Raw genomic sequence first — 19,057 nt, 5'->3', positions numbered from 1 at the left:
AGCATGACCAGTAAACACATCGACCTGCTGGATTTCAGCGAGTTACCCGCCCCGGTGTACTTCCGCTACGCCGATTTCGATGCCCATCGCTTTGCCTCGGCGCATCGGCACCCGTGGGGCACGCTGGAGTATTCGGCCCATGGCGTACTGCACATGGAAATCGGCGGCAGTCGCTTCATGTCACCACCGCAATACGCCGTGTGGGTGCCCCCCGAGACCGAGCACAGCTTCTACAGCAACCAGCCGATCAATTATCGCGCAGTCTGCCTGGCGCCCACCCTTTGCGCTGATCTGCCACAAGAGGCTTGCACACTGGCCATCAGCGACATCCTCAAGGCAATTCTCAAGGACTTTGCCGCCCGGGACGTGAAGATCCCCAAGCAGGCCGCGGACCAGCGCCTGGCCCAGGTGTTGGTGGATCAACTGCAGCAAGCACCGGTGCATGAGTGTTATCTGCCCTATGCCAGCAGTAGCCGATTGCTTGGAGTCCTTGAGGCACTGCAAGCCGAGCCTGGGGATAACCGGCCACTGGCGGACTGGGCCGCGCAGATTCATGTCAGCGAACGCACGCTGGCGCGGCAGTTTGTCCGCGAGTTGGGCATGAGTTTCGGTGAGTGGCGCCAACGCCTGCGCTTTCTGACGGCGATCGAGGCGCTGGACAGTCACCGCAGCATTCAGGACGTCGCCTTCGACCTGGGCTACAGCACCGGCTCGGCGTTCATCGCCATGTTCCAGCGCCAGGCCGGGTGTACGCCGGAGCAGTATCGACGCAGCCACCTGGAGACAGGATGAAGGTGTTACAGGTGTTGTCTACACTCCAGTGCAAGACCGTTCCCCCTCGGTGCGGTGACAAGGAGAACACTCCATGACGATGTTGCGCGCCCCTTTGCTGCTGATCGGTTTGCTCCTGTGTTCCCAAGGTTTTGCCGCCACTGACCAACAGAACAAGATGACCACCTGCAACGCCGACGCCACGGCCAAAAGCCTCAAGGGCGATGAGCGCAAACTCTTCATGAGCAATTGCCTCAAGGCGACACCGGCGGCCACTGAAGCCGTCCCTGCCTTGACGCCACAGCAGGAGAAAATGAAAACCTGCAATGCCGACGCCACGACCAAGGCCCTCAAGGGCGATGAGCGCAAGGCGTTCATGAGTGATTGCCTGAAGAAAAAATAAACACTGGGCCGGGAATGCGAGCAGCGCAAATAACCGATCACTCTCCGACAAAGGTCGACCCACACATTCCCTAGTGCTGCCATCGGATCGCTGGCAGACTGCCAATCCTTTTACGCCGTTCGTTTTGAGGCTGTATGCCAACGTTTTCTCAACGTCATGTGTTGCTGGTCATTAGCTGGGTCATCATCTTTGGCGGGCTGCTGCTGGTGATCCCGCTGCGGTTGTTGCCCAGCCTGCTGGCCGGGTTGCTGGTGTTCGAACTGGTCAACATGCTCACCCCGCAATTGCAGCGGCTGATCGAAGGCCGGCGTGCGCGGTGGCTGGCGGTGGCGTTGCTGGGCACATTGGTGGTCAGCGCGTTGACGCTGATTTTCGCCGGTGCCATCAGCTTTCTGTTGCACGAAGCGGAAAACCCCGGGGCTTCCCTCGACAAGTTCATGGGCGTGGTCGATCGCGCGCGCGGGCAATTGCCGCCGTTCATCGATGCCTATCTGCCCGCCAGTGCAGCGGAGTTTCGCGTGGCGATCGGCGAGTGGGTGAGCAAGCACCTCAGTGACTTGCAGTTGGTGGGCAAGGATGCGGCGCACATGTTCGTGACGTTGCTGATCGGCATGGTGCTCGGGGCGATCATTGCCCTGCAACGCATCCCGGACCTGACCAAACGCAAACCGCTGGCCGCGGCCCTGTTCGACCGCCTGCACCTGCTGGTGCAGGCGTTTCGCAACATCGTGTTCGCGCAGATCAAGATTTCCCTGCTCAACACCTTCTTTACCGGGATTTTCCTCGCGGTGGTGCTGCCGATGTTCGGCATCAAGCTGCCCCTGACCAAGACCCTGATCGTGCTGACCTTCCTGCTCGGCCTGTTGCCGGTGATCGGCAACCTGATGTCCAACACCCTGATCACGATCGTCGGCCTGTCGCTGTCGATCTGGGTGGCGCTGGCCGCGCTGGGCTACCTGATAGTCATCCACAAGCTCGAGTATTTTCTCAACGCGCGGATCGTCGGTGGGCAGATCAGTGCCAAGTCGTGGGAGTTGCTCCTGGCAATGCTGGTGTTCGAAGCCGCGTTCGGCCTGCCGGGGGTGGTGGCAGGGCCGATTTATTATGCGTACCTGAAGAGCGAGTTGAAGCAGGTGGGGATGGTTTGATCCGTTGGATCTTTGTTGCCTGAGCTGGCCCCTTCGCGAGCAAGCCCGCTCCCACATTCAACCGTATTCCGTCTGGAGGAACTCGGTTGAATGTGGGAGCGGGCTTGCTCGCGAAGGGCGCACCGCTGAAATTGGATCAGCCCATCGAACCGTAACGCTTGGCCGCCTCAATCGCCAGACCACTGCCGATGCTGCCAAAGATATTCCCTTCCACATGCCGCGCATTCGGCAACATCGCCGAGACGCTGTTGCGCAGCGCCGGAATACCACTCGAACCCCCAGTAAAAAACACCGTGTCCACCTGATCGACCCGCACATCGGCGTCGGTCAGCAGCTGGGTGACGCTATTGCGCACGCGTTCGAGCAGGTTATCGATGGCCGATTCGAACAGGGCACGGCTGAGCTCCACGCTCAAGCCGGCTTCGATGCGATCCAGCGGTACGTGGCGGTGGTCTGCATGGGTCAGCTGGATCTTGGTCTCTTCGACTTCCATGGCCAGCCAGTGCCCGGCGCGCTGTTCGATCAGCTTGAACAGGCGATCGATGCCGCCGGTGTCTTCGATGTCGTAGCGCATGCTGCCCAGGGCCAGCTGTGACTTCTGCGAATACACCGAGTTGATGGTGTGCCAGGTCGCCAGGTTCATGTGGTGGCTGGTGGGCATGTAGGCGCCGCTCTTCATCCGGCTGCCGTAGCCGAACAGTGGCATCAGGCCTTGGAGGCTCAGTTGCTTGTCGAAATCGGTCCCGCCGATGTGCACGCCGCCGGTGGCGAGGATGTCATCCTGGCGGTTATCCATGCCCCGACGCTGCGGCGACAGACGCACCAGCGAGAAGTCGGAAGTACCACCGCCGATGTCGACGATCAGTACCAGCTCTTCCTTCTCGATGGTCGACTCATAGTCGAACGCGGCGGCAATCGGTTCGTACTGGAAGGAGACTTCCTTGAAGCCGATCTTGCGCGCGACGTCCACCAGGGTGTCTTCGGCCTCTTTGTCGGCCATCGGGTCATCGTCGACAAAAAACACCGGACGGCCCAGCACCACTTCTTCGAATTCCCGACCGGCGGCGGTTTCGGCACGGCTCTTGAGCTGGCCGATGAACAGGCCGAGCAGGTCCTTGAACGGCATCGCCGTGCCCAGGACGCTGGTGTCGTGCTTGATCAGCTTGGAGCCCAGCAAGCTCTTGAGCGAGCGCATCAACCGCCCTTCATAACCTTCCAGGTACTCGTGCAGCGCCAGCCGGCCGTACACCGGGCGGCGTTCTTCGATGTTGAAGAAGACCACCGAAGGCAGGGTGATCTTGTCGTCCTCCAGCGCGATCAGCGTTTCCATGCCGGGGCGCAGCCAGCCGACGGTGGAGTTTGACGTGCCAAAGTCGATGCCCACGGCACGGGCTGGAGATGCGTTGTTCATGTCTTTGCGGTTCCGGTTAAAAAACGGCCGCGCAGTGTATGTCAGTGCGCGACAGATTCGAAGGCCGACTATCTGCTAATTCCGGGAAACAATGTCTTGAAAGATGGCTCAACACCCCCAAACTACCCTGCATCAAGCTGGTAGCCGCGGAGCACCCGTAAGTCGCACCGCCCGCTGCCGATAAACTTCTTACGCGCCGCCCGGTCACAACCTTGAGATCGGTCTAACCTTGTGCTGCAAACACGTGCATGCTGGGGCAGGTGGCGCGATTTCGATAACGGATGGTGATTCCCGCGATGGACTTCAAAGACTATTACAAGATTCTCGGCGTGGAGCCGACAGCAGACGACAAGGCGATCAAGGCGGCCTATCGCAAGCTGGCGCGTAAATACCACCCCGATGTCAGCAAGGAAAAGGACGCCGAAGCCAAGTTCAAGGACGCCTCTGAAGCCTATGAGGCGTTGAAAAGCGCTGACAAACGCGCCGAATACGATGAATTGCGCCGCTATGGTCAGCATGGTCAACCGTTCCAGGGACCACCGGGCTGGCAGAGCCGTGGCGGTTTTGGCGGCGGTGGCCAGGACACCGGTGACTTCTCGGATTTCTTCAGCTCGATCTTTGGTAATCGTGGCCCTGGCTTCGGCGGGGCGGAATCACGTCGCAGCACCGGACGCCGAGGGCAAGACGTGGAGATGGAACTGGGCGTTTTTCTCGAAGAAACCCTGTCGACCGAGTCGAAGAAGGTCACCTTCCAGGTGCCGCAGTACAACCCGGCCGGCCAGCATGTGAGCAACACCAGCAAAAGCCTGAACGTGAAGATCCCGGCGGGTGTGACCGATGGTGAACGCATTCGCCTCAAGGGCCAGGGCGCTCCGGGAGTCGGCGGTGGTGCCAATGGCGACCTGTACCTGACCATTCGCTTTGCGCCACACCCGAAATTCGACGTCGAAGGCGAGAACCTGATCATCACCTTGCCCTTGGCACCGTGGGAACTGGCGCTGGGCACCGAAGTCGCCGTGCCGACCCTGACCGGCAAGATCAACCTCAAGGTCCCGGCGGGCAGCCAGAACGGCCAACGCATGCGCGCCAAGGGCCACGGTCTGATGAACAAGGCCGGCGAACGCGGTTACCTGTTCATCCAGTTCAAGGCCGTGATGCCCAAGGCCGCAGACGATGACGTCAAGGCGTTGTGGCAGGAACTGGCCAAGAAAGCCGCTTTCAACCCGCGAGAAAACTTCTGAACCCAGCGACGGAGTAGCCCATCATGAGCAGCCCCCTGATCGTTCAACTGGACCTGGCAGAATTCTGTGAGGCGACCGACCTGTCGGACGTCTACGTGATCGAAATCGTCGAACACGGCATCCTCGAACCTCAGGGCGGGCAGCCCAAGGACTGGCGCTTCACCGATTACGAACTGACCCTGGCCAGACGCGCCGCCAAGCTGCGGCGCGATCTGGAACTGGAATGGGAAGGGGTTGCGCTGGCGCTGGATTTGCTCGAGGAGGTCCAGCAATTGCGGGCGGAGAACCGGATGTTGAGGCAGCGGTTGGGGCGGTTGGTGGTGGAGTAGTTTGCCTTCGGGGTCTTCGTTGTTTGCTCCTAATTCTGGCTTCTAAAATATTTGCTGAGTTTTTGCAGGCTCACTGGTTGCTGCCGGCGTTTCAAATGCTTACTAAGGTCCGCTAGCTCCACTAGCTCCACACCATCACGACCTACATCAACTCCTTTTTCAATTTGATCTGGAGGAGTAGGAAGAGGGCGGGTGACAGGGTTAAAATAGGTGTTTAGTGGTCCTTGACGATCAATTGGAACATTCCGTGTTGCAGGGTTCGTCGGCTTAAGAGATCTATTTAAGGGGGGACCAGGCAAGGCGGGAGGGACTGAGGGCAGCGGCAAGCTAATTTCAGTGAGGACTTGAGGCGATTTACCTATAGGAATCAGCTCGACCGTAGAAGACGTACGTCTTGGAGGTGTTAAAACCAGTCGGTTGGTTGATCCCGCGAAAAAGTTTGTTATATTTCCCCACCACTTCGAGGGGTTAAAATGCCCCGTCGGATCCGACCCCATCACCGGTTCCCCTTCACAATACATATACGCATTCAACCCACCCGCCCCAAACGGACTCCAACTGTCCGGGCTATGAAAGCGCATCAACCGAGGGTTATAGACCCGATAACCATTGCCCAGAAAGTACCAACGGGATGCCTCGCGCAATTCACCATTAAACCCCAGGCCCGACACAACCTCATGTTCGGCTGACTGATGCCCATAAGCGGAATACGCCATGGGATTGTTTCTGCCACTGACAATTTCGCTGAACACCGAGTTTTGCTGATCGGTGGCTAACAGGACGGTACGTTGCTGTTTGGGGGTATCGAGATTTGAGCGGCTCATGAAGAAACCTTCCCTGGTTGCGCTTGAGGGATATTCGTCTTCTTTCTACTCGCTATGACCGGGATGGGGAACTGGCAGATCTGATAGTGCCCCGCTCCCGTAGGAGCTGCCGCAGGCTGCGATCTTTTGATTTTGCCGTTGCATTTTGGCGGCTGATAGAACGTTGAAGATCAAAAGATCGCAGCCTGCGGCAGCTCCTACAGGGGATTGCGTGGCAGCACTACAGTGAATAACGTGCCATCGGCCTCGTTGGAACTGACTTCTATCGTTCCCTGATGCGCATCCACCACTTCCTTGACGATAAATAACCCCAGGCCCAGGCTGGTCGACGGCTGGCCAAGCTCTTCGTCGGCGCTGCGCACCAGTGGATCGAAGATCGTGCCGATGGCGTTCGCGGGAATCGGCGCTCCGTAGTTATGGACCGTTATGCGAACCGCGGCGGGCTCGCCGTTGAGCGTGACCGTCACATCACGTTTGTTCGCACCGTGCTGCAACGCATTGCCAATCAGGTTTTGCAGCAACTGACCCAGCCTCCCGGCATCCCAGACCCCTCGAGTATCTCCCTCTACCCTGACCGTTGGATCGCACTCCGGGTTACCGGCGCAGGCTTCGGCAATCGCCGCGTGTGCGGCATCGGCAAGGTCCATGGGCTTGGGATCGATTGGCAGGCTCTTGCCCAGTCGACTGCGTACCAGCTCCAGTAGATCGCTGACCATCACCGCCATGTGCCGGGCACTGCGCGTAATGTTGTTCGCGCAGGTCAGCGCATCGCCTTCCAGCGTGGTTTTACGCATCAGCAATTCAGTGGACATGCTCACCGCTTGCAACGGCGCGCGCAGGTCGTGGCCGAGTATCGCCAGGAAGATATCCCGCGAGCGGTTCACCTGTTCGGCATAGGCGGCCGTGGATTCGGCGAGTGCTTCATCGATGGCTTCGTTGAAGCGGATCATGTCCTGGAAATAGGTCAGGTCCGGTGATTCCAGGCTGTCGACCCACAGGCGAATCACACAGGCCCGCAGGTGGCGGAATTCGCTGGTCATCTGCACCAGGTCGAAACCCACGGTATGCCGTAGCTCGCCATGGCTGGCACCGGCTTCGTCCAGGCTCGGGGTTTTCTCGGCGCCTTCACCCTTGGCCTTGGCCAGCTGTTCGCTGGCGGTTTGCGCGGTGGTCATGTCACGCGCGGCGGCCAACAGAATCGCCTTGGCATGGTCGCGCAAGGCTGCACTGTCCATGTTTTCGGCCGCCGGCGTGATGGTACTGGCGAACTGTTCCCATTCATCAACGATACGGTCCACGTGTTGCCTGATGAAGTCGGGGAGGCGCATGACCGGTTTCCTGCTGGGAATGTAGGGGGGATCTTAGCCTCTTTACCGCCGGGCAAAAACTACCGCTGAGGGATGGATCAGGTCCGGGGGCGATAGGGTGGTACCTATTTATTTTTCCGGTTCTCGAATTCGATCTTGTCCTGGGTCTTTTCTGGGTTGTTCCAGCAGGATTTTAATCTTTTGTTTTAGAGGCGGTTGAATAAGCTGGGGCACTACTAATCGCATAAGGATTTGCGAAAATGACTGTACTTCATTCGGATTATTTCGCTGAGAAAGTGGCAGCCCTGATAAAAAATGCTCCGGTTTCAAGGCTGGCGTCGATAACGCAACTGAAGCCCGGTTTCCCGGACTGGTACATCAAGGCATCGGCGATTGATCGTCAATACTTGCAACAACTCATACAGGAGCGCTGGCGTTTACAGGATGTTGTTTCTGATGCGGTCGGTAATCTGCAAACCGACATCAATGAGTTTGCCAAGCCCTTACTGACCCAAGCCCTCAGCGACGAGCTGAACTTCGAACTGGATGTCAGCACGACTTCATTGCGCCTCTATGTTCCCGCCCCGCTCGGCATTGGCATCGACACCCAGGCCAGCCGGCTCAGGCAATCGTCGTTGCTGGAAGCCGCCCTACATAACTTCGAGTTGTCTGAAACCCTCGAAGGCGCCTTTCGCGACGGTTCAGGCATTTTCATCAAAGACTCTGAGGGGGAACTTCAGCGCCATGAATGCAGTGTCGAAAAGTTCACCGCGTTGTGTCGCAAACTCGATATCGGCGCGCAGTATCAGCAACACATCAAGTCTCTGCTCAAGCCAGCTGTCACTGCTGATCGACAACTACTTGAACAACGGTTCATGGCCCATGAAAGGGCTGCTTTCAGTGAGTCCATGCTCATTGCGCTATTAAAAAACGATATCGACTCCTATACCTTCGGAAAACTGATCGAGCTGCGGGATGACCAGGACAGCATCCTGTACCAGGGCCGGCCATTGCACTGTCACCGGCTCTCATTGTTGGGCGCGCGGCTGACGGGCATTGTGCTGTTCAGTGCGCTGGCCGATCCCACGCTAATAAAACAGGCTATCGAGGAGCTGGTTCCGGAGCAGCTGCAACACCTGATCGACTGGTCTCGTCGCCTGAAAATTTTGCCGGGGTATGAATTTGACCAGTTCAAGACACTCCAGGCCTTTTTTGCCAATGGCCCGACCGGGGTGGTCGAGGAAATGGTTCGCCGTAACGATATCCATGAACAAAGTCGGCTGGACGGGACATTGATCGCCTACATCCCCGGCGACCCGGATCATCCGCTCAGGCAATACGACTCTTTCACCGACTTCATGAAGGAACTGACGAGCCAGTTGCGCTCGGCGCAGTACCAGGAGTTTTTCAGTCGGTTCGTGCCGCACAAGGACAAAGGGCGCTTCTTTGCACGGGTCAACGAGCGCTTCAGCACCTTTACCTGGACACAGCGCGAGCCGCTGGACATGGGCCCGTGGTGGCGCGAGACCGCCGTCGAGAACCCGGATGCCGAACCCATCACCAACCTGATCGAAGGCGATTTCTGGGGGCATTTCTGTGCCTGGCGCAGAGACAAGGCGATTGCCGATGCGCGACAGATCGCCGTGCCCACGGGCGATGAAGACGCCACCGCGCGCTGGAAACGCCTGACCAGTTACCTGGACATCGGTTGGAACCTGTTCAACTTCGGCGCCATGTTGGTGCCGGGATTAGGCGAAGCCGTGCTGGCGGTAATGGTTGGGCAAATGATGCTTGAGACCCTGGAGGGAATCGAAGACTGGAGCAAAGGCGACAAGGACGAGGCCGCGTCTCATCTCACCGCGGTTCTGATCAATTTTGCTCAACTGGCACTCATGGGCGCCGGGCATGTGCTACCGGGCGGCACGCCGGTGGCGGTCAAAGTGTCGCCTTTTATCGACCAACTGAAAAAGGTCGAGCTGCCTGATGGCAAAACCCGTCTGTGGAACCCTGATCTGAGTCCCTACGACCACAAAGTGTCGTTGCCCAACGACTCCAAACCCAACGAACGAGGACTGCATCGACACAACGGCCAGGACATCCTGGCACTGGGTGGCAGGCATCTTGAGGTCAAGGAAGATCCGCAGACCGGTCAACCGCGACTCAGGCACCCGAACCGGCCGACAGCCTATCAGCCAAGAGTGGAACATAACGGTGCCGGTGCCTGGCACACCGAGCTCGATCGCCCGGTCGAGTGGGACAAGACCGAACTGATGCGGCGTCTGGGCCCTTCTGTCGATGCATTTTCCGATCAGACGCTGGAACAGATCCGTATCGCCAGCGGTGTCCAGGAAGATGTGCTGCGCAAGCTGCAAGTAGAGACACAGCCGCCACCGGCGTTGTTGGCCGACACCCTCAAGCGCTTCAAGGCGTATGCCGATGTGCGCACGCTGGTGGATCAAATACGGCTCAATCAGGTCGCGCCGCAATGGGCGGATCACCTGCCACCCTTGATGACAGAATTGCCGCGATGGCCCGAGTACAAAGCCATCGAGCTGTTCCGCGGGCCGGAGTTGTGGGGCGATTCCATCGTGCACGGCAACCAGAAAACTGTGCCTGCACACCGCGTGAAGCTGACTTTTGCGCAATTGAAGGCCGGCGAATTATCTGATCGCGTGCTGGACGCTTTCAGCGAAGAGGAGATCCAGCAGGTACTCGGTCGGGATATCGGCGAAGACAGGCAGGTGCAAATCGATGCCTTGCAGGAACGCCTGGCCATGTATTCAGAGGAGCAGAAAAAGCGACTCTTCGAGTCATTCTACAAGCACGCAGAGGTCGGGACCGACGCTAACGTGGCCTGGCTTCAGGACGCATTCCCGCAACTGCCGACCAGTGTCGCCAGGGAGCTGTTGGCGCAAGCCTCGCCAGAGGAACTGGCGGTGATGGCCGAGCGCAAGCGCGTACCGTTGCATCTCAAACATCAGGCTCGGGCGGCGTTGCTGGAGGTGCGGCTGAACCGCGCTTATGAGGGGCTTTTCCACGATGAACTGCAAAACCCGGACACTGAGCGCCTGGTTCTGCGAACGCTTGAGTCGCTGCCGGGCTGGTCTGCAGACGTGCGTATCGAGGTGCGCAACGGTACCGCGACAGGCGCGCTGGATGACAGTATCGGCGCGGCTGACGCCCCCATCCGCAAGGTGCTGGTCAAGAACGAAGAGGGTCTGTATGAGGCGCGCAATGCAGACGATCATGAGCTTCACGGCCCGGATGACTTCTTTGCCGCTGCCCTGCATGCCTTGCCCGATGCCGAACGCGAAGCGCTGGGCTATCAGATCAATCAATGGGAAACCCTCAAGCAATCCGTTCTGCGTTCTCCACTGAGCCACGACAGGTTCAGGTCGATCCTGGCGGACAATCCTTTGCGAAAACCGAAGTACGATCCCGATACCATGAAGTTGCGGGGGGGTATGCAAGGCTTCTCCCAACAACTTCGTCGAGTCGGCGGCCACCTGACTGCGCAAGAACGGCTCCAGTCGCTTCGCCCCGGCTGGAGCGAAACCGACATTCAAACCTTTCTGGAGCACAGCGACAGCGGCAGCACACCCGAGGAGCGAGTGGGGGCTCTTGAAGCCGAGTTCAATCAACTCAACAGCAGCTTTCGACGCTGGCTGGATTCACCCCTCGACTCGTTCAGCCTGAGCGCGGATGGCGTTTCACAATGGCAGTCGCGCAATAGTGTCTACAGGGCGATCAGAAGTTGCTGGCAACGCAACTGCCCCGTGGAGCTCGACGCCATGGGAAACCAGCGTGGATGGATCCTTGATCTAAGCAACATGCCCATGGGGCGGCATCTGGAAACGATGCCCAGGCTGCAAGCCAGTTTTGAGCATGTCACCCAGCTGAATTTGGCTGATACCGGATTGACCGATGCCCATGCCGGGTTTATCGAGCATTTCCCAAGACTGCGTTCCCTGAACATGAACAACAATGGCCTGACCCGCCTGCCAACTGCAGTAGGTCGCATGCAATCGCTGATCGCGCTGTACCTGGGCCACAACCGGATCGAATTGACGGTAGAGGCCGCGAACGCGCTGCGCGACCTCATCCGGCTCGAATCCATCGACCTGCGGGGCAATCCTCTGGGCCGGGTGCCGGACATCGGTCGTATGCCTTTGCTGCACACGTTGATCCTGGCGGACACCGGGATCAATACCTGGCCCGCGGGCCTGTTTTCCTTGCCGCGTTTGCGGCATTTGTTCGTGAACCTGCAGCGCAATGTCATCAGCGTTGTGCCTGAGGTGGTACCCGGTTCCGGGGAGGCGGAGTTGCTGGCGAGGACGTTGTTGAACCGAGAGCCGGAGTGGCTATCGCCAGAAAACCTGAATCAGCTCAGGGATTACACCCACTCCGTGGGCCTGGACCCTGATCGGCCTTATCCGTCCCGTGGCGTGCGCGACAGTCTCGACTGGGAGGCAGGCATGACGCGAGCGCAATGGGTTGACCGCCAGCCAATATGGAATGAGGTGGAAGATGAGATCGGTTCAGTACCGTTTTTCGATCACATCAGACTGCTCACCCAATCCAGCCACTTTCAAAATGACCGAGCCTTCAGGGTGGATTTGACGGCCAAGCTCTGGCGAATGCTGGAGGCCATGGAAAAGAACAGCGAACTGCGCAAGCAGATTTTCACTATGGCGCGAGAGCCGATCAACTGTGTCGACGCCGGGGCGGCGCTGTTCAATGCCATGGGCCTTGAAGTGCTGATTCACGAAGCCTACGAGCTGGCCAATCCGAGCCTGGTCGAAGCCGAACTGGTGTCGCTGGCCAGGGGCAAATCCCGTCTGGATGAGCTGAGCCGCATCGCCCATAAGGAAATTGCCCGGCGACTGGAGAGCGGTGACAGCTTCATGCGGCTCGATGCGCAAGGAGTGGTCACCGGGTCCATCGATGAAGTCGAGACTCACCTGGCGTACATGACGGATCTCGCCAGTCGACTGGATTTGCCGTGGCAGTCGCGGGACTTGCAATTCAGAGCCCTGTCGGGTGTCACCCAGGCGATGATCGATGATGCCTGCGCCCGTGTGCTGGCGCTGGAGGAGGGCGATCTGCTGCGCGATTCGATTGTCGAACAGCCCTTCTGGGCCTCTTACATCCAGGGTTCCAATCGCGCTGCATTCAAGGTCATCCGGCGTCGACTCGATGCGACGACCGAGTTTTACATGGCGCTGGAGAAACGGGCGACCGAGTCTCTTACCGTGCAGGAAAAAGCCCGGTTGAAAGAGGAAATCAGGGTGCTTGCGGCAGAACTCGGCAAGCCGGAAAGTGCGATCGCCCCCGGATGCGTCATGACCACCGAGGAGTATGAAACGGAAATGAACCTGCTCAATGCGCAGAGGCTGACGTTGCTCAAGACCCTGACCCAACAGGCGATGGACCGGGCAAAACTGCAACGGGTCGAAATCCCTTTCACCGTGAAACCCTGAAGGTTGTCCCGGCATGAAGACTGACGACCTTCGTGCCGGCCCACCAAGTCGTACATAAGGATATGTACCATGCGAAGCAACCACCAAAGCACCCCGGAAACGGCGGTGCAGTCACCGACTGGTGATCAACAAAGTGTCCACGCCGATTTCATCACCCAGACCATCCCGGCCTGGTTGGTGAACGCCTCGCCTGAGCGGCGAGAGGTAGCAAAAAACGCTCCGGTCATGTTTCCCCAATGGTATCTGGCGGCATCCGAGGCGCAGCGTCGGGCCCTGAGCGCGAGTTTCGAGACCAGTATGGCGTCCCAGAGCCTGCTTGATAAAACTATGTCGGGGATGCAAGACATCAACACCTTCGCCGAACCCTTGTTGGTCAATGCGCTCAAGGACCGGCTCGCTGTGGAACTGGACGTCAGCAAGACGTTTGTGCAACTGAAAAAGCCCCTGGAGCTAGGTGTTTTCAGATACGAGGCCGGTACGTTCGAGGTGTTGACTCTGCCGCTGCTGCAAGCGGCGATGCACAACTTCGAAGAGGATGAGTGTGCGGCCGGTCACTTTCATTCCTCCTCGGGTTTTGTTGCTGAGTCGACGCCAGGCGAACTCGCCAAGGTGACCACCGCCCTGACGGTGGTGCAGTTTCTGACGCTGTGTCGGGAACTGGATATCGGGGCGAAGTATCAGGCTTACCTGACGGACTTTTTGCAACCGGCAAATCCGCTGGCAGTGGCGCATCTGCGTGAACAGTTTGTGACCAGCCAAAAAGATGCGATGAGGGCTGCTGCCGAGCTGGCCTTGCTGAAAAACGACATTGAGCCCAAGGATTACGCAATGATCCTGTCGGTCATCAGCGGGGAGATGAGCCCCGAGGTGGACGGCAAACCAGTGTGGTTTCGTGACCTGGGGCTGATGAAGAAAAAGATGACGGGCTGTGTCCTTTTTCTCATCAGCGAAAAATACAAATACTCCGATGAAATGATTCTTTACGTGCCCCATGATCCGGAGCATCCGCTCAAACGCTACAAGGCTCATGAGATGGATACGGAGCTCAAGCGCCAGTTCACGGCCCGGGATGCTTCAAATTCCGGGGACGACGGTTCGACTGAATACCAACGCTTTTTCAGCCAGTTCGTGGCCTATGCCGATCGCCCTTATTACTTCAGTCAGTTCACCCATAAGGCCAAAGACGCGCTGGCGGATCCGCAGGCCGCGCTGCGATCTCCCTGGCTGAAAGGGTTTGATGCGATCAATCCGTTTTCTGTGTTGTACGCACCCAAGGAGTTGCCACCGGAAAAAACGCCGAAACAGGAACCGATTGAAGACCCCTACACGCGTACTTCGAGTTTTTCCCAGCGAGGGTTGTGGGGCCCCAATGGTGACCTATGGGGTGAGCTCTTTGAGAAGAGCCGTGACAAGATCCTGGCCGATGCCCGTCACTACGCGGTCCCCTCCGCGGATGTGGATGCCAGTGTACGGGCGCAGGAAATGGCGGTATTGCTGGAGGTCGGCATGCTGCTATTGAACGGTGTATCGATGTTCGTTCCGGTGCTGGGCGAAGTCATGATGGGCGTCATGACCGCTCAGCTCATGAACGAGACGTTTGAAGGGCTGATCGAATGGAGCGAGGGTGATCATCGCGCCGCCCTGGCGCATCTGATCGACGTGGCAGAAAACCTTGCGCTGATTGCCGTGATGCATGGCGCGGGCAAAGGCCTCGGCAAGCTGGCAGCCGTCAAGCCCGACCCTTTGGTCGAGGGTTTGCAGCCCGTTACATTGCCGACTGGCAAGCAACGGTTGTGGAAGCCTGACCTCGGGCTTTACAAAGCGCCCCTCAAGCTGGCGGCGGATTCAAAGCCCAACGAGCTGGGCCTGCACCGTCACAACAATCAGGACATCCTGGCGCTGGGCGATGATCATTTTGTCGTCAGGCAGGACGCGGGCGATGGGCAATACCGTATCCAGCACCCGAGCCGCCCGGATGCCTATGCACCACGGCTTGAACATAACGGTGCTGGCGCCTGGACCCACGAGGCCGAAGAACCCTTGAGCTGGGACGGGCCGATCCTGATGCGACGCCTGGGCTATCGTGCGCAGGCGTTCACAGATGCGCAACTGGAACAGGTACGGGTCACCAGTGGCGTGGAGCCCGATCAGCTGCGTCAGCTGCATGTCGAGCAAGGGCGGCCAACTGCGCAGCTGTCCGATACCCTCACGCGCTTTCGAATCGACCGGGACCTCGAAGCCTTCCGGAAACAGATCGGCAGCGATGACCCCCAGGTCTACGCCAAGGCTGATTTGAGCATGCAGTTCAGGGTCATGCGCAGTCAGCAATTGTTGCCCGCTACACCCCCGATCAAAGTCCTGGACAGTCAGTCACAGATCCTCTGGCAAGACCCGATAGTGCAGAGCGAAGGGACACGCAGGCTAACGTTCGTTGTGAGTGATCGGGCGGCGGCGAAGGGCACCGTACTCACCTCGTTGCTGGACATGTTGAATGCGCAAAAGGTCGACATCGAAAGCGTTCCGGGGGCATCGGATCTGACGCTGGATCAGCGGGCCGTTGAGCTGCGCAAGGAAATCGCTCGCACGGTACAGAATAAAAAACGCTCATTGTTCGAGTCCTTGTACCGGGAGCAGGAGGCCAGCGCCGACAGCTCAGTGGAACGAATCAAAGTTTTTTTCCCGCAGTTGCCCGCGATCGTCGTGGAACAGATATTGGAGGGTGCGACTGAGGAAGATCTGCTGGCTTTGGATAAATCCGGGCCTCTGCCTCGCAGCATTTATCAACAAGCCGAATGGGCCCGCCTGGATCTGCGTTTGGCCCATGCGTATGAGGGCCTTTACCTCGAGACTTCATCCGGAGTCGACAGTGAGCGTCTGGCCCTGCGCAGTCTTGAGACGTTATCTGGCTGGCCGAAGGATGTACGCTTCGAGCTGCGCGAGTATGGGCCGCTAGGGACATTGCTGGACGTGATTGGTGCGCCAGAGACACCGACACGCGCGGTACTGGTTGTGGATGAAAACAGCCGGTTCGCCCATTCGTCCTCTACCGATCTTTATGCATCTGTCTTGCAGGCCCTGACGGCACAAGAGCTGCAAGCATTGGGCTACAAGTTGGAAGAGGCTGATCGATTGAAGCTTGCCGTGCAGCAGGCACCCTTGCCGCGAGATCAGTTCAGGGAGGTTCTTCAGTCGCACCGAGTGTTCAAGCCGAGCGTCGAACCGGGCATGAAGTTGCTCGGTGGCGTAGGTCCCTCGCTGCCTTCCGGGCAACAGGTGGCCAGCTTTTTCCGAACGCCGCGGGCGCGGGTGCTCAAGCTGTATCCCGATTTCAATGAGGTCGAGGTCGAAGCCTTCCTGCGGTCACTGGGCGAAGACGTTCGAGGCGGGCTGACTCGACGTGAAGCCGAATACGCGACACTCAAGCAAGAGTTGAATAGCTGGGTTCAAGCCCGTGTTGCGGCACAAAGCAGTCCTGCTGTCGCAGGGCGAATCCCGGGCGGACGAGAGCGTCAGGTCGCCAGCAATATCAAGCGCTGCTGGCGGCGGCAGAGCGGTGCGACGCTGACCATCGACTCTTCCATAGAGCTGCCGTCCTTGAGTTCCCGTTTCCCTCATGTCGAGACGCTGGCGCTGACGAGTACAGGTGCTGGCAACCTCAATGCCTTTCTCAAGGGGTTCACCGGGCTCAAGACGCTGAAGCTGGAGAGAATGTCCTTGCTCAGCGAACTCCCCGAAGCGATCGGTGAGATGAAAGGCCTGACTCGTCTGAGCCTCAGGGGCAGCCGGGTTCGGCTCAATCGACACAATGCTGCGGTGCTCGGAAAATTGAGTGCTCTGGAAGAACTCGATTTGTTGAAAAACCCGTTGGGCCTCCCGCCGGACTTGAGCACGATGCCTCGGCTGAGGAAGGTCAGCCTCAATGGCACGGGTATAGACCTATGGCCTGAGGGAACGAAAAATTTGCCCGACCTGCAAAAGCTTGACCTGCGAAACAACGAGCTGACTGAAGTGCCCCCGGCAATGCTCTCCATGGTGGGGGAGCGGCTGGAAGCGAACGCCAGGGTCAATCGTGTCACGCTGCTTGAGGGCAACCCGTTTACTCGTCAAGGCTGGGAGCAGCTCAAGGATTATCGAGAGCGGCTGCAAGCGCTGAGGCCTGAACTACTGGAAGGGAGTCTTCCCGGCGCATTCCAGGTGCTCGACTCGATGAGCGCCAGAATTCGTCAACTGTACCCTGATTTCGACGAGTTCGAGATTGCCGAATTTCTGCAAACTCATGGGCGCGAGGCAGAGTTCGAACTGGCCCGTCTTGAGAGGGAGTATGGGACCTTGAATCGGCAGTTGTCGGCCTGGGCGTTTTCGGGAGGCGGCGCACTTCGCCGTTACATTCGGGCCGGTGAGGTTCCTGCGGGGCTGTCCGAGCGTGCAGATCGATACATCGCTGCGGAGCGCATTCGCCGGTGCTGGAGGCGGCAAGCCCCGCAAAGGAATGCTCACGACGGAACACCGATGGGTTTTGAGCTTGATCTGAGTCGCCAGACACTCGATAGCGTTCCCGATCTTGAGGCTGATTTCAGCCATGTGGGTTCGCTCAAACTCAACAACATGGGCCTGAGCGTGTCACCAGAGGGATTCCTTGCGCATTTCCGACGTGTGCGCTGGCTGGATCTGTCGAACAACCGCCTGACGGCAATACCCGCGGCGCTGGATGAAATGCATGGGCTGACTCGCTTGTTTCTGCATGACAACCGCATTCGGCTGACCCCCGAGACCGCCCAACTGCTGGCAAGGCGCAGCACACTCCGGGCGTTGAACCTGTCGCGCAACCCTTTGGGCATGATGCCTGACTTCAGCTCGATGACGGATTTGCGCACGCTCTCGTTGAGTTCCACCGATGTTGAGACCTGGCCAGTCGGGCTGGGTGCCCAGCCAATGCTGGATGCCATCGATTTGCGAGACAACCGGATCACGGCATTTCCAGAGTCGGTTATCGCCCCGTCTGCCGGGCAACTTGATCAGGCGGCGCGACTCAACAACCTCACCCTGATTGGTGGCAATCCTTTGTCTGAGGTGGCCCGGCAACAACTGCGCGACTACTGGGCTCGCCTCGAAGGCGAGCGACCTGATTTGTGGGGGGACAGGCGACCGGGCGTCTTCGAGTATCAAGCCCCTGTGGCGCCAGGAGAGGAAGTCGGATCTGACGCCCAGGACCCGGCAGCCCTGCAGCGCTGGATCACAGACCTGACCGCTGAGCAGCTCCCGGCCAGGCAGACCCAATGGCGGTCACTGCTTGCGCAGGAGGGCTCCCGCGGATTCTTCCAGGTGCTGAACAACCTTGAAAATGCCGGTGCTGGCCATGTAGACCTGCAGCGTCGTGTGTGGGAAGTCATCGACAGCATCACCGAAGCCAACCCCGGGTCCGAGGCATTGCGCGCGCAGATGTTCGAGTGGGCTGGACGACCGGCCTGCTGCGATCGTGCGGCGTTGTCGTTCAGTAATCTGGAAATCATGGCAATGGTGTACCGGGCCCGGACGCTGGCATTGGATGGGGAGCAGGGCGCTGCCTTGTTGAAGTTGTCCCGAGGCTTGTTCCGACTCGACGAGGTCGAGAAAATCGCCCTGGCGGATATCACCCGGCGAACGGCGGCGATCAATGCCACGCCGGATTTGTCGGCGGCTGAAAGGACAGCACAAATCGGTCGTCTGGAAGAAGTCGAGATCAAACTGGCCTACCGTTACGGCCTCAAGGATCGGCTCGCCTTGCCGGGGCACGGCAGGTCAGATTCACCCACATGGGTAACGTCACAGCCAGGATGCTGGATGAGGCATACGCCAAGGTCGTGGCGCTGGACGGTTCTGCTGAAGAGTTTCAGTCGCTGGTGGCAAAAGACTTCTGGAAGGACTTCGTGACGAACAAATACCGGCCGCCATTCGAAGCTCAGCGCGAACCTTATCAGGATCGCCTGGCCAATTTGCGAGAAAGCCAGCAGGCTGGGGAATTGTCAGAGGCGCAGTACAAGGCGCAATCCGACGAACTGGACGCTCAGCTCCAGATCGAAGAGGCGGCGCTGATCGAGAAGCTCACTCGCGAGGAGCTGACGAGGCACCCGCTCTGATGTTGCAGCCGTAGCCAACCGACGAAC

Annotated in this window: 11 protein-coding genes; 8 read left to right on the top strand and 3 right to left on the bottom strand. The window is 58.8% G+C overall.

Features of this window, described 5'->3' with window-relative positions; all coding sequences use genetic code 11:
* Positions 1-3: 3 nt before the first annotated feature.
* From SOP85_RS11780 to SOP85_RS11770, 3 genes are all read left to right on the top strand, one after another.
* Positions 4-792: an AraC family transcriptional regulator gene (locus tag SOP85_RS11780; protein ID WP_274076838.1), complete on the top strand. Its 789-nt coding sequence runs from the start codon at positions 4-6 to the stop codon at positions 790-792.
* Between the two features lie 73 nt (positions 793-865).
* Positions 866-1,174: a PsiF family protein gene (locus tag SOP85_RS11775; protein WP_323607438.1), complete on the top strand. Its 309-nt coding sequence runs from the start codon at positions 866-868 to the stop codon at positions 1,172-1,174.
* Positions 1,175-1,308: 134 nt separating this feature from the next.
* Positions 1,309-2,322, top strand: a complete 1,014-nt coding sequence (locus tag SOP85_RS11770; RefSeq protein ID WP_274076840.1) for an AI-2E family transporter — start codon at positions 1,309-1,311, stop codon at positions 2,320-2,322.
* Between the two features lie 136 nt (positions 2,323-2,458).
* Here SOP85_RS11770 and SOP85_RS11765 read toward each other — a convergent pair whose 3' ends face one another.
* On the bottom strand, positions 2,459-3,733 hold the full coding sequence (locus tag SOP85_RS11765) for an Hsp70 family protein (RefSeq protein ID WP_274076841.1): 1,275 nt from the start codon (positions 3,731-3,733) through the stop codon (positions 2,459-2,461).
* Between the two features lie 296 nt (positions 3,734-4,029).
* Between SOP85_RS11765 and SOP85_RS11760 the strand changes: the two genes are divergently transcribed.
* On the top strand, positions 4,030-4,974 hold the full coding sequence (locus SOP85_RS11760; RefSeq protein WP_274076842.1) for a DnaJ C-terminal domain-containing protein: 945 nt from the start codon (positions 4,030-4,032) through the stop codon (positions 4,972-4,974).
* Positions 4,975-4,997: 23 nt separating this feature from the next.
* Positions 4,998-5,303, top strand: a complete 306-nt coding sequence (locus SOP85_RS11755) for a chaperone modulator CbpM (protein WP_274076843.1) — start codon at positions 4,998-5,000, stop codon at positions 5,301-5,303.
* A 29-nt stretch (positions 5,304-5,332) separates the two neighbouring features.
* Here the strand turns inward: SOP85_RS11755 and SOP85_RS11750 are convergent, their stop codons facing one another.
* Positions 5,333-6,127, bottom strand: coding sequence for an RHS repeat-associated core domain-containing protein (locus tag SOP85_RS11750; protein WP_323627030.1), 795 nt, complete (start codon positions 6,125-6,127; stop codon positions 5,333-5,335).
* A 197-nt stretch (positions 6,128-6,324) separates the two neighbouring features.
* Positions 6,325-7,455, bottom strand: a complete 1,131-nt coding sequence (locus tag SOP85_RS11745; RefSeq protein WP_323627029.1) for a sensor histidine kinase — start codon at positions 7,453-7,455, stop codon at positions 6,325-6,327.
* 239 nt (positions 7,456-7,694) lie between these two features.
* On the opposite strand from SOP85_RS11745, the gene SOP85_RS11740 reads away from it, so the two are divergent.
* The 3 genes from SOP85_RS11740 (at position 7,695) to SOP85_RS11730 (ending at position 19,030) form a co-directional block, all read left to right on the top strand.
* Positions 7,695-12,914 (top strand): NEL-type E3 ubiquitin ligase domain-containing protein, encoded by a 5,220-nt coding sequence (locus tag SOP85_RS11740; protein ID WP_323627028.1) that lies wholly within the window; start codon positions 7,695-7,697, stop codon positions 12,912-12,914.
* Between the two features lie 69 nt (positions 12,915-12,983).
* Entirely contained in the window at positions 12,984-18,824 is a 5,841-nt protein-coding gene (locus tag SOP85_RS11735; RefSeq protein ID WP_323627027.1) for a dermonecrotic toxin domain-containing protein, read from the top strand.
* Entirely contained in the window at positions 18,794-19,030 is a 237-nt protein-coding gene (locus tag SOP85_RS11730; RefSeq protein ID WP_323627026.1) for a hypothetical protein, read from the top strand. The genes SOP85_RS11735 and SOP85_RS11730 overlap by 31 nt, the downstream gene beginning before the upstream one ends.
* The last annotated feature ends 27 nt before the right edge of the window (positions 19,031-19,057 follow it).

The sequence above is a fragment of the Pseudomonas sp. YuFO20 genome (assembly GCF_035064975.1).
Classification (GTDB): Bacteria; Pseudomonadota; Gammaproteobacteria; order Pseudomonadales; family Pseudomonadaceae; genus Aquipseudomonas; species Aquipseudomonas putida_AE.
The sequence above is the reverse complement of the archived record's forward strand: the minus strand, read 5'-3'. Positions and strand labels throughout refer to the sequence as shown.

Excerpts from the sequence above, each read along its gene's own strand:
- SOP85_RS11780 (WP_274076838.1), top strand. The coding sequence starts at position 4 with ATGACCAGTAAACACATCGACCTGCTGGATTTCAGCGAGTTACCCGCC.
- SOP85_RS11775 (WP_323607438.1), top strand. The coding sequence starts at position 866 with ATGACGATGTTGCGCGCCCCTTTGCTGCTGATCGGTTTGCTCCTGTGT.
- SOP85_RS11770 (WP_274076840.1), top strand. The coding sequence starts at position 1,309 with ATGCCAACGTTTTCTCAACGTCATGTGTTGCTGGTCATTAGCTGGGTC.
- SOP85_RS11765 (WP_274076841.1), bottom strand. The coding sequence starts at position 3,733 with ATGAACAACGCATCTCCAGCCCGTGCCGTGGGCATCGACTTTGGCACG.
- SOP85_RS11760 (WP_274076842.1), top strand. The coding sequence starts at position 4,030 with ATGGACTTCAAAGACTATTACAAGATTCTCGGCGTGGAGCCGACAGCA.
- SOP85_RS11755 (WP_274076843.1), top strand. The coding sequence starts at position 4,998 with ATGAGCAGCCCCCTGATCGTTCAACTGGACCTGGCAGAATTCTGTGAG.
- SOP85_RS11750 (WP_323627030.1), bottom strand. The coding sequence starts at position 6,127 with ATGAGCCGCTCAAATCTCGATACCCCCAAACAGCAACGTACCGTCCTG.
- SOP85_RS11745 (WP_323627029.1), bottom strand. The coding sequence starts at position 7,455 with ATGCGCCTCCCCGACTTCATCAGGCAACACGTGGACCGTATCGTTGAT.
- SOP85_RS11740 (WP_323627028.1), top strand. The coding sequence starts at position 7,695 with ATGACTGTACTTCATTCGGATTATTTCGCTGAGAAAGTGGCAGCCCTG.
- SOP85_RS11735 (WP_323627027.1), top strand. The coding sequence starts at position 12,984 with ATGCGAAGCAACCACCAAAGCACCCCGGAAACGGCGGTGCAGTCACCG.